Below are 11,494 nucleotides of genomic sequence, written 5' to 3'. Positions count from 1 at the left end.
CCGACTGAGCTAATGACCCATAATCTTGCGTAACGAGGGCATATCATACGGATTTTTGAAAGTTTGGCAAGTTTTTTTTCTCTAAAAAATGTTGAGTGTGTGGTTTATAAGCAATTTTACGGAAAATTAAACAGTTTGATACAAAATACAAACGGGCTTTTATCTTTTTATGAAAATAAGCTATAATCACGCCGTTTATTTAACCATCAATTTTAGAAGGAAATCAAAATGGGCTTAGAATTAGTTCCAGCTGGTAAAGAGTTACCAGATGATATTTATGTTGTTATTGAAATCCCTGCAAATTCAGATCCAATCAAATATGAAGTGGACAAAGAGACAGGTGCATTATTTGTGGATCGCTTTATGGCAACCGCAATGTTCTACCCGGCAAACTACGGTTATGTAAACCATACATTATCATCAGACGGAGACCCGGTTGATGTATTAGTACCAACACCATACCCATTACAACCAGGTTCAGTAATTCGCTGCCGTCCGGTTGGTGTATTAAAAATGACCGATGAAGCAGGTGGTGATGCAAAAGTAGTTGCAGTTCCGCATACGAAATTAAGCAAAGAGTACGACCACATTAAAGATGTAGGTGATTTACCAGCATTATTAAAAGCACAAATCCAGCACTTCTTCGAAAGCTATAAAGCATTAGAAGCAGGCAAATGGGTAAAAGTTGAAGGTTGGGGTGATGTAAATGAAGCCCGCCAAGAAATCTTAGAATCTTTTGAGCGTGCTAAAAAATAATTTTTGATCTGAATGCCAAGCAGATTTGTTTGGCATTTTTTGTGGGAAATCGATATGAATTTTATTAAAAAATTAGGTCTTTCAGTTTTTTTAGCCACTGCAATGGTCTCTTGTGCTACAACGGAAAGTATTAACCAAGAGGCGGCTCACAGTTATGCTCAAGTAAAATCACAAGCTCATCAGCAAAATGCGATTGATACTACATCTTCTACCGCAAAACGTGTTCACGCGGTATTTCATAAGATGAAGCCTTACGCAGAAAAGTCAAATGCAACAGGTACGCCTTTCCATTGGGAAATCACGGTTTTAAAATCGGATGAACTCAATGCGTGGGCAATGCCGGGCGGTAAAATGGCATTCTATACCGGTTTAGTGGAAAGACTTGATTTATCTAATGATGAAATTGCGGTAGTGATGGGACACGAGATGGCTCACGCCTTAAAAGAACACGGAAAATCGGATCGTACAGTAACGATGATTAGTGGCATTGTAGGCACGATTGCAGATATTGCAGTAACAGCTTCAACAGGTATAAGCACCGAAGGTTTATTAAGTACCGGTGTTGATTTGATTGCTACTAAGCCATTCTCTCGCAGCCAAGAAAATGAAGCAGATGAAGTTGGTTTAATGTTGATGGCTGAATCAGGCTATAACCCATCAGCGGCACCAAATGTATGGATTAAAATGAGTAAAGCAAACGGAGATTCAGGTTTATCGATTTTTTCAACCCACCCGTCAAATGCAGATCGCCAAGCTAACTTAGCTCGTCTTGTACCGGAAGCAATGAAAGTTTATAACGCACGTAAATAAGATGACGACAAGCGGTTGATTTTTACTAATTTTTTGCAAAAAATGCTCTTGATAATTCAAGAGCATTTTTGTTTTTTGTTCAAAGCTAATCAGTGACTCATTAGATATACCAATAATTTAATGTGAAATAATAGATTGCAATGAAAAATAAGAGAGTGCCAAGGGCGCGATTAATCATCTCTGCACTTAAGTGACTGCGAAGTCTTTGTGTCATAAAACTTGTGCAAAAAGAGCTGATGATCACAATCCCCACAATCGAAAAATTGACATAACCAACTTGTCCGCCGGGTAAGGGATAGAGCGTTTTGTCTAGATCTCGGGAAAGGTAGCCGAAAAGATTGCCGATACCGCCAAAAACCATCATATAGTTGGTATAAATCGCAATTTGTTTTGGGTGAACGCTGCGAATTTGGGCGACTAATGGTGCCATAATCGAGCCACCACCAATGCCGGTAATGCCGGCGATAAATCCACCAAAGCCACAACTTGCCATACCATAACTGAGATCTTTCAGGCTTTTAGTCTGCTGATAATCGGTATTTCGCCGTTTTTGAAATAGCATGCGAACGGCAAGCAAGGCTAAGGTGCCGGAAAAGACGGTAGTAATGGCAAGATCAGAAAGTAAAAAACTCAGCTCAAAGCCGATTTGTACCCCTGCAATCATACTGATGGACCAAAAAAGCAAGTTAGATTTATCAATTTGCTCTTTTTCTTGGCGAAAGCGGATCAAATTAAGACAGGCACTGCCCATCACAATCGTGAGCGAACAGGCAGCAATGACCTGAAAGGGTAGTTCGGGAAATAGGGTTCGCAAAATCGGTACCATCAATATGCCGCCGCCAATACCGAATAGGGCTGACATCACATTGACCAACAAACCACATACAATCAGAATAAAAATTACACTGAGTGCCATTCTTTTTCCTCGTCTAAACTTTTATTTGAGTCTATTGTGCGACTTCTGATTTGCCTTAGGTTATGATGATTGTCATATCCCCTTAAAATAATTTTGATTATGATTGAGTCGTTTGGTACGGAGTGATGTATGCAACCTATTTTTAATGCGTTTCAAATAATGGCAAAGCCGGCGGGTTCAATTTGTAATTTAGACTGCAAATACTGTTTCTATTTAGAAAAACCGCATTTAAACCAACGCCGAATGGATGAGACGATTTTGGAAAAATATATTCAGGATTATCTGGCTAAGAGTCCGCAAAAAGAGGTGACTTTTTTATGGCAAGGCGGCGAGCCAACGTTGGCAGGGCTGGATTTTTACCGACAAGCGGTCGAATTTCAGCAAAAATATGCAAATGGCAAGCAAATTTATAACGCCTTGCAGACCAACGGCATTTTATTGAATGATGAGTGGTGTGAATTTTTAAGAGAAAACCATTTTTTGGTGGGGCTTTCGATTGACGGCACGCAGGAGATGCACGATGCCTATCGGCTCACAAAAAGTCAGAAAGGGTCGTTCCAACAAGTGTTCGAGGCATTAGAGCTACTTAAAAAACATCAGGTGCAATTTAATACACTGACGGTGGTGCATAAGGAAAATGTGCAACACGGGGCGGAAATTTACCGCTATTTGAAATCCATCGGTTCGACCTATATGCAGTTTATTCCGTTGATGGGCGATTATTCACAGCAAGCCTCCGCAAAAGATTATGGGCAGATGATGATTGAGATTTTCAAGCAGTGGTATCCGCACGACATCGGCAAAATCGGCGTGCAGTTTATTGAGCAGTGGATGATGGCGTTTTTGGGCTATCAGCCGAGTTTGTGTATTTTCCGTAAAACCTGTGGCGATCAGATGATTATTGAGCAGAACGGCGATATTTATAGCTGTGATCACTATGTTTATCCGCAATATAAGCTCGGTAATTTGATTGAAACACCGCTGTTAGATCTCACCTATTCCGACAAACAGCAGAAATTTGGGTTGAGCAAGGCAAATGTTTCTTCCCGTTGCCAGTGTTGCGAATTTCGCTTTGCCTGCAATGGCGGCTGCCCAAAACATCGCACGGTGCAAGGTTTTGGCGAACCACACAATCAACTTTGCGAGGCGTATTATTCCGCTCTTTCCTATATGGCTCCCTATTTAAAGCAGTTGGCGAGCCAAATCCGCCAGCGGAGAGCCGTTTAGCCAAACAAAATGTTAAATTTGTGAACTATGTCACATCAAAAATATGATCATTGTCATACAGACTGATATGATTTGTTTATATTCTATGGATGACTTAATCACACATATTAGGAGTTGATGATGAAAACTTGGAAACAACGTATTAAAACGGCTTTAGCCTGTACAGTTGGACTTTTTGCGGTCGCCAATCAATCGGTGGCAAACACTGAATGGCCAACGGCACCGGTCACCATTATTACCCCGTGGGCGGTGGGCGGTCTTGCCGACCAAATTAACCGTGCAATGTCGGAATACGGCAAAGAGCAGTATGGTCAGCCGCTATTAGCGGATAACATTCTGGGTTCTGGCGGTGCAATTGCTTTAACCGAGTATGTGAAAGAAAAACCAAACACCCACAAATTGATTTTAGGCGGTGAAGGTAGCTTTGCGATTGCCCCTCTCACAATGAACGTGGCATATAAATTTGATGATTTCGTGCCGGTGATTAACATTTACTCTTCCACTTTTGTGCTTTTGGCAAACCCGAAAACTAAAGTTGATAGTATGGAAACGCTGAAAGACTACATTGCCAAAGGCAAATTAATTAAAGTCGGTGTAAACGGTACAAACTCTTCTGAGGCTCTGCAAACTGCGGCATTGATTACCGAAATGGGCGGTAAATTTAAACTGATCCCTTATGAAGGTGCGAATGAGGCATTAACCGCAGTAGTATCCGGTGAAGTGACTTTCGCAACTACCCACGCTTCACTTGCCCGTGAATTTGTGAAAAACGGCGATGTAAAACCGGTTGTTGCCTTCGATGAGAAGAAATTACAGGACGAAGTCTATAACTTAGACAGTGTAGTGGATCACGGTTTTGATACTTGGATGACCAACGTCTGTGCGGTGTTTATCCGTGCTGGAACCGACCAAGCAATCGTGGATAAAAACTACAATGCACTCAAAGCGATTTTAGAAAATCCGAAATTACAACAAACCGCAAAAAATATCGGTATCCGCTTAGATATTCGGGACGGTAAAGCCGTGAAAGAGTACATTGATTCAACTATGGCAAAAGCTGAAAAATACTCTAAATTAGTGAAATAATCATTTTGGAGGGCAAATATCTGTTTGCCCTCTTTTTACCTAAGGAAATCACGATGAAAATTACGCTTAGACAAGATTTAGTCGGCTCCTTGATTTTTCTGATACTTTCCCTTGTTTTGTGGTGGTTAATGCCGTCACAAATTGTGATTGCTGATGACGAAGAGATCATTACCGCACAAACCTTTCCCCGTCTGATTATTGGCTTAATGGCAGTATGTAGCCTGATTTTATTGATCAAAGAGCTGATCAAATGGGTACGCAAACAGCCGACAAAAACGGTTGAAATCCGCTTTGTTGAAGAGATGCACTCTGCCTTTATTTTATTGTCGCTTGTGATTTATTGGGGCTTATTGCATTGGTTGCCATTTATGGTTTCCTCCATTCTCTTTGCCTTTTTATTACTGGCATTTTTCCGCTGCAAAAATTGGAAGTATTACGCCACCGTGGCGATATTTTCGGTTTTACTGTCGCTCTTTTTCCAAAATTTACTCCATATCTCATTACCTTAAACAAGGAGTAACCGATGTTTGATTTAATGATTTCAGGATTTTATGAATTTTTTAATCTTGAAAGTTTCCTCTATATGAATTTGGGGTTATTTCTCGGGATTGTGTTTGGCTCAATTCCGGGTTTAACCGTGATGCTCTGTTTGGTGCTATTCCTGCCGATTACCTATTCATTAAATGCCATTCACTCATTTATGTTCCTGTTGGGAATCTATTGTGCAGGCAGCTACGGCGGTTCAATTTCGGCGATTTTAATTAAAACACCGGGAACACCGCACGCCGCCGCCACAATGATGGACGGACACCCACTCGCCCTGCGTGGACAAGCACAAAAAGCGTTGAATGTTGCCCTTTACGCCTCTTTTGCCGGTGGTATAGTCAGTGCCTTAGTGCTGCTTTTCTTAGCACCCGAAGTGGCAAAAATTGCGATGAAAATGGGGTCGCCTGAGTATTTCTTAATTTGTGCCTTTGGTTTAACCATTATTGCCGGTGTAAGTGGCGACAGCCTGTTAAAAGGGATTATTTCCGGCTGTTTAGGTTTGTTCCTCTCGTTTATCGGTATCGACCTGATGAGCGGCGATACGATGCGATTTACCTTTGATAATCTGAATTTATATAGCGGATTTGATTTAGTCGTGGTGCTGATCGGTTTATTTGCTCTAATTGAGATTATCCACAAAGGACAAGCGGTCAAAAAAAGCGAAAATAATGCAAATTCCTCTGCAATCAGCTTGGATAAAGGCACGTTGAGCAAATCCGAATGGTGGCGTTTACCAAAACCGATCAGCATTGGGTCACTTTCTGGGATTTTGATTGGGATTATTCCCGGCACCGGTGCTTCGATTGCCTCCTTTTTAAGCTATGACTTCTCCCGCAAAGCCTCGAAAAAACCGGAAGAGTTTGGTAACGGCTCGGTTGAAGGGATTGCAGCAGCGGAATCGGCAAATAATGCAATTACCGGCACGGCTCTCATTCCGTTATTGACCTTAGGGATCCCGGGCGATGCGGCAGTGGCATTGATGCTCGGGGCGTTAATGGTGAATGGCTTAACACCGGGCCCGAACCTGTTCACCACACACGGCACAGCGGTCTATGCAATTATGATCGGCTTAATTTTCGTGAATATCTTTATGCTGATTCAAGGCAAGTATTTGCTTAAATTATTTGTGAAAGTGGTCAAAATTCCGCAAGTCGTGTTGATTCCAATCATCGCAATTTTCTGTTTCGCTGGTGCGTATTCGTTAAAAGAGAATATGTTTGATGTCGGTGCGGCAATTAGCTTTGCGGCGATTGCTTATGTGATGGATAAATTTGGTTTCTCTGCCGTACCGACCTTGCTCGGCTTGGTACTAGGAGCATTAACCGAGAAAAATTTACGCCGTTCACTGATGATTTCTGACGGCGATTGGAGCATTTTCATCGAACGTCCGATTTCATTAGTACTATGTGTTCTGATACTCGGCGTGATCATCAGCATTATTTACACCAATTATAAAAAATCTAAAGCTCAGAGGGTTTAATATGACAGCAAGACCAAATATACTCTTTTACTTTACCGACCAACAACGTTGGGACACGATCGGTGCCTACGGACAACCGCTAAACATTACGCCAACCTTAGATAAACTTGCCGAAGAAGGCGTATTGTTTGAAGAGGCGTTCTCTTCCCAACCGGTGTGCGGCCCGTGCCGTTCGATTTTCCAAACCGGACTTTATCCGACAGAAACCGGCTGTTTCCGCAATAACGTAGCATTGCCGGAAGGGGTGAAAACTATCGCCAACTACTTCACCGAAAACGATTATGACACCGCCTATATCGGCAAATGGCATTTAGCCAGTGACGGCGAGTTGGAAGAAGAACCGACTATTGACTACACCGTTACCGCCATTCCACCGGAACGCCGTGGCGGCTACGAAGGTTTCTGGCGTGCCGCAGACGTGCTGGAATTTACCTCTCACGGCTATGACGGCTTTGTGTTCGATGAAAATATGAATAAGTGCGAGTTCAAAGGCTACCGTGTGGATTGCATTACCGACTATGCGTTGGAATACCTTGACGGCTATAGAGGCGACAAGCCGTTCTTTATGACCATTTCACATATCGAGCCACACCACCAAAACGACCGTAATTGTTACGAAGGCCCGATTGGTTCGAAAACCCGTTTCCAGAATTATCAATTACCACACGACTTGGCGGTCTTGAAAGGTAATGCGGATGAAATGTATCCGGACTATCTCGGTTGTTGCCGCAGCTTGGATGATAATTTGGCGAGAATTATCGACAAACTCAAAGAGAAAGGCATTTACGATAACACCATTATCGTATTCGCCTCCGACCACGGCTCACACTTTATGACTCGTAACAAAGATGAAAACTTAAACGGTTATGACGACTACAAACGCTCCTGCCACTCTTCATCTTGCCACGTTCCACTCGTCATTTCGGGCGGAAAATATGTGGGCGGCAAACGTATTAAAGAGCTAGTTAGCACCGCTAGCTTGCCAAAAACTTTCTTGGCAATGGCAGGCATTGATGTAGGCGATAAAATGATCGGCGAAGACCTCTACAATGTAGTGGAGAAAAAAGATCCGAACCGTCGCAATGAAGTCTTCACTCAAATCAGCGAAAGCCGTGTCGGACGTGCAATTCGCACCGAAAAATATCTCTATGCCGTCGTTGCCCCTCATTTAGGCGGTGGCGAAGCGGCAGGCAGCGAGGTTTATGTGGAAGATTTCCTCTACGATCTCGAAAAAGACCCGTTTGAGCTGAACAACTTAGTGAAAGATCCGGCTTACGAACAAGCCCGTATCAAATTGCGTGAGAAGTTGGGCGACCATATGGAAATTGCCAAAGAGCAACGACCGCAAATTTTCCCTGCCGGAACACAAATTTAGTTTGGCAGTATCGCATCCATTACGGTAATATAATTTTAGGAATAAATATTAAGGATTTGTAATGGATGCAATAGATTTCCCCACTCCGGAAATGTTGAGAGACTGCCAGCTAAGTTCTTTAAATTATTTGGAAAAAGGCGTAACTGTCTATTCCCAAGGTAGCCAAGCCCAAGAGTTTTACTATTTAAAAAAAGGATTAATCGGGCTATATCATATGCTGGACAATGGTAAAGAAAGCCTGGTGCGGATTTATCAAGATCAGGAATATTTTGGTTTCCGGACATTTTTTGGTGATCATTTTTATCACTGTACGGCTAAAGTCCTGCAACCGGCAGAAGTGGTGCGGATTAAGCCATCACAACTCTCCTCTTTTTTTACGCAAAATCCTAAGCTGACCACTTATTTAATTCGACAACTTGCTGGTGAGTTGCAAGATGCTGAACATCGTCTTTCACAAGCCTCTTATCAGCGTACGCAAGAGCGGGTGAGCAGTAGCATTTCTTATTTAACCGAAAATTACCCGAACTACCATTGGACATATCGTGAGATTGCGGAATTCTCGGGTTGTGAAACTGAAACAGCGATTAGAATTAGCCGTTTGTTGAAGAAATAATATGCTGATTAGCCATAAAAAATGCTCTTGATAATTCAAGAGCATTTTTGGTTTTTACTTAATTAGTAACGCACAAAGCCGACTAATTCGTAGACCTTATCTAAAGTCGCTTTAGCTCTCGCTCGGGCTTTGTCTGCACCTTCACGGTAGATTTTTTCAAGCAAGGCTTCGTCTTGGCGGTAGTGGTGGTAGCGTTCTTGTAGGTTAGTTAAAAGTTCAGACACTTTATCTGCCACTTCGGTTTTGAGGTGTCCGTACATTTTACCTTCAAATTCGGCTTCTAATTCAGCGATAGTTTTGCCGGTAATCGCAGAGAGAATATCCAATAAGTTAGATACGCCCGCTTTATTTTGCACGTCATAACGTACTACAGGTGGCTCATCGCCGTCGGTCATTGCACGTTTGATTTTTTTCGCTACTGCTTTCGGATCTTCCAACAAACCAATCACATTATTACGGTTATCGTCTGATTTTGACATCTTTTTAGTCGGCTCAAGGAGAGACATCACTCTCGCCCCTGATTTCGCAATAAAGACTTCCGGCACGGCAAAAACCGGCTCAATCACATTGCCTTCCGCATCTTTTTTGCCGTATAACGCATTGAAACGGTTAGCAATATCACGGGTGATTTCTAAGTGCTGTTTTTGGTCATCGCCTACCGGAACTTGGTTGGCTTGGTAGAGCAAAATATCCGCTGCCATTAATACAGGGTAAGTAAATAAGCCCACGTTCACATTTTCTTCATAGCGAGCTGATTTGTCTTTAAATTGAGTCATTCGGCTCATTTCGCCAAAATAGGTGTAGCAGTTTAAGATCCACGCCAGCTGTGCGTGTTCCGGAACGTGAGATTGAATGAAGATCGTGCTTTTATTCGGATCGATACCACAAGCTAAATAAAGAGCTAATACATCTAACGTAGATTTGCGTAGTGCTTCCGGATCTTGACGCACGGTAATAGCGTGTTGATCGACAATACAATACACACAGTCATAATCATCTTGCATTTTTACCCAGTTGCGTAACGCCCCTAAGTAGTTGCCAATCGTCAATTCACCAGAGGGCTGCACGCCACTAAATACAATAGGTTTGGTCATTTTATTTTCTCGTTTTAATTGCAAAAAATTGTGGAAATTATACCGCTTGTCGCCTTATTCGCCTACAATTTTCAGCACGTCTTTAAATTCGGATGTTACAAAAGTCGGCTCTGATTGCTCAATTGGAATATTATAGTTATAGCCATAAGTCAAACCAATTACATCACAGCCTGCTGCTTTCGCCGCAATGACATCATTTTCAGAGTCGCCAACAAAAAGAAATTCTTGTGGTGTAATGCCAAATTTTTCGCAAATAAAGAACATTGGATCCGGATGAGGTTTGATTTTAGGGAGGGATTGTCCACCCAAGGTTTCATCAAAGAGATGATAAATACCGAATGCAGACAGCACCGGCTCAACTAATTTAGTTGGTTTGTTGGTGATGACTACGAGTGGGTAGCCTTTCGCTTTGAGTGCTTCTAAGGTTTCTTTTACATCCGGGAAGAGCGTGCTTTCTTCGCACACATAGGTGGCATAGTATTTGTCAAAGCTCATTCGCATTTTGACGAGTTCTTCCGCTTGGAAGATTTTACCGGTATGAGCAATGGCATTTTGGAAGAACATATCTCCGCCTTTTCCAATCCAGGTTAGCACTTTTTCTTGTGTAACCGTTGGCAGACCAGCTTCTAAAAACATTGCATTTGCGACTAGAGTGAGGTCGGGAAGGGTGTTAATTAGCGTTCCGTCTAAGTCAAAACCAATTACTTTGTATTTTTTCATTGTATCTCCTTAAAAAACACAAGCGGTCGTTTTATGCAAATTTTTTGCCATTTTCGACCGCTTGTCATTATTTCACTTTGTTTATTTTATACGCCCACGCCATAATCAAGATTCCGCCAATAATCATCGGTAAAGAGAGCAATTGCCCGCGCGTGATTAAATCAGCAGTAGTATTTACGTTAGGGTCGATTTCTCGGAAGTATTCCACAATAAAGCGGAACGTGCCGTAGCCAATTAAAAATAAGCCTGCAACAGAACCTATCGGACGAGGTTTTTTGATGAACCAGTTGAGGATAAAGAGTAGCACCACACCTTCTAAAAAGGCTTCGTAGAGCTGTGATGGGTGGCGGGGTAGATAGCCTCCACTTGGGAATAATACCGCCCAAGGTACATCGGTTACACGCCCCCAAAGTTCATCATTAATGAAATTGCCGATACGCCCCATTCCTAGTCCGAATGGTACGAGCGGTGCGATAAAATCAGCCGTTTGCCAGAAACTGCGTTTTTGGCGGTGGGAAACCCAAATCATCGCCACAATCACACCAATTAAGCCACCGTGGAACGACATTCCCCCTTCCCAAATACGGAAAAGGTAGAGTGGATCTTGTAAAAAACGGTCGAAATTGTAGAAGAACACATCGCCAATACGTCCGCCTAATACGACGCCCCAAAAGCCGGTGTATATTAAGCTATCGACTTGTTCGGTTGTCCACACGCCGTTAGAATTTTTGGCTCTTCTCATTCCTAACCAGTAAGCAAAAGCGAAGCCGGCTAAATACATTAAGCCATACCAACGCAAGGCAATCGGACCAATTTCAAAGACGATAGGGCTGATTTGTGGAAATTGAATAAATTGTTCGTTCATAGCTTC

General features: G+C 42.5%; 12 protein-coding genes. 8 read left to right on the top strand and 4 right to left on the bottom strand.

From position 1 onward, the window contains the following. The first annotated feature begins 228 nt into the window (after positions 1-228). Together ppa and V6W77_RS10750 are read left to right on the top strand one after the other, a co-directional pair. Entirely contained in the window at positions 229-756 is a 528-nt protein-coding gene (ppa, locus tag V6W77_RS10755; RefSeq protein ID WP_025235170.1) for an inorganic diphosphatase, read from the top strand. Positions 757-810: 54 nt separating this feature from the next. Continuing rightward, the gene (locus V6W77_RS10750) at positions 811-1,566 is read left to right on the top strand and encodes a M48 family metallopeptidase (RefSeq protein ID WP_334233605.1); all 756 of its coding nucleotides are present in this window, start codon (positions 811-813) and stop codon (positions 1,564-1,566) included. Between the two features lie 100 nt (positions 1,567-1,666). Here V6W77_RS10750 and V6W77_RS10745 read toward each other — a convergent pair whose 3' ends face one another. Beyond that, positions 1,667-2,482: a sulfite exporter TauE/SafE family protein gene (locus V6W77_RS10745; RefSeq protein ID WP_334254624.1), complete on the bottom strand. Its 816-nt coding sequence runs from the start codon at positions 2,480-2,482 to the stop codon at positions 1,667-1,669. A gap of 129 nt (positions 2,483-2,611) precedes the next feature. Here V6W77_RS10745 and V6W77_RS10740 point away from each other — a divergent pair, with 129 nt between their 5' ends. The 6 genes from V6W77_RS10740 to V6W77_RS10715 all read left to right on the top strand — a co-directional run bounded on the left by V6W77_RS10740 (position 2,612) and on the right by V6W77_RS10715 (position 8,809). Beyond that, positions 2,612-3,709 carry an anaerobic sulfatase maturase gene (locus tag V6W77_RS10740; RefSeq protein ID WP_334254623.1) on the top strand — a complete coding sequence of 366 codons (1,098 nt, stop codon included), beginning with the start codon at positions 2,612-2,614 and terminating at the stop codon, positions 3,707-3,709. A 120-nt stretch (positions 3,710-3,829) separates the two neighbouring features. After that, positions 3,830-4,795 (top strand): tripartite tricarboxylate transporter substrate binding protein, encoded by a 966-nt coding sequence (locus V6W77_RS10735; RefSeq protein WP_334232221.1) that lies wholly within the window; start codon positions 3,830-3,832, stop codon positions 4,793-4,795. A 53-nt stretch (positions 4,796-4,848) separates the two neighbouring features. Continuing rightward, a complete protein-coding gene (locus V6W77_RS10730; protein ID WP_283386498.1) occupies positions 4,849-5,304 on the top strand; it encodes a tripartite tricarboxylate transporter TctB family protein in 456 nt (151 codons plus the stop codon). A gap of 14 nt (positions 5,305-5,318) precedes the next feature. Continuing rightward, positions 5,319-6,821 carry a tripartite tricarboxylate transporter permease gene (locus V6W77_RS10725; RefSeq protein WP_334254622.1) on the top strand — a complete coding sequence of 501 codons (1,503 nt, stop codon included), beginning with the start codon at positions 5,319-5,321 and terminating at the stop codon, positions 6,819-6,821. A 1-nt stretch (position 6,822) separates the two neighbouring features. Further along, a complete protein-coding gene (locus V6W77_RS10720; RefSeq protein WP_334254621.1) occupies positions 6,823-8,196 on the top strand; it encodes a sulfatase family protein in 1,374 nt (457 codons plus the stop codon). Positions 8,197-8,257: 61 nt separating this feature from the next. Then, positions 8,258-8,809, top strand: a complete 552-nt coding sequence (locus V6W77_RS10715) for a Crp/Fnr family transcriptional regulator (protein ID WP_334254620.1) — start codon at positions 8,258-8,260, stop codon at positions 8,807-8,809. A 62-nt stretch (positions 8,810-8,871) separates the two neighbouring features. Here the strand turns inward: V6W77_RS10715 and trpS are convergent, their stop codons facing one another. The 3 genes from trpS to lgt all read right to left on the bottom strand — a co-directional run bounded on the left by trpS (position 8,872) and on the right by lgt (position 11,488). Beyond that, a complete protein-coding gene (trpS, locus tag V6W77_RS10710) occupies positions 8,872-9,903 on the bottom strand; it encodes a tryptophan--tRNA ligase (protein WP_025235172.1) in 1,032 nt (343 codons plus the stop codon). A 54-nt stretch (positions 9,904-9,957) separates the two neighbouring features. Continuing rightward, positions 9,958-10,623 carry a phosphoglycolate phosphatase gene (locus V6W77_RS10705; RefSeq protein WP_334233609.1) on the bottom strand — a complete coding sequence of 222 codons (666 nt, stop codon included), beginning with the start codon at positions 10,621-10,623 and terminating at the stop codon, positions 9,958-9,960. A 67-nt stretch (positions 10,624-10,690) separates the two neighbouring features. Continuing rightward, positions 10,691-11,488 (bottom strand): prolipoprotein diacylglyceryl transferase, encoded by a 798-nt coding sequence (gene lgt / locus V6W77_RS10700; protein ID WP_334254619.1) that lies wholly within the window; start codon positions 11,486-11,488, stop codon positions 10,691-10,693. Positions 11,489-11,494 lie beyond the last annotated feature (6 nt).

It is taken from the genome of Mannheimia indoligenes, from assembly GCF_036880405.1.
Lineage (GTDB): Bacteria > Pseudomonadota > Gammaproteobacteria > Enterobacterales > Pasteurellaceae > Mannheimia > Mannheimia indoligenes.
The sequence above is the reverse complement of the archived record's forward strand: the minus strand, read 5'-3'. Positions and strand labels throughout refer to the sequence as shown.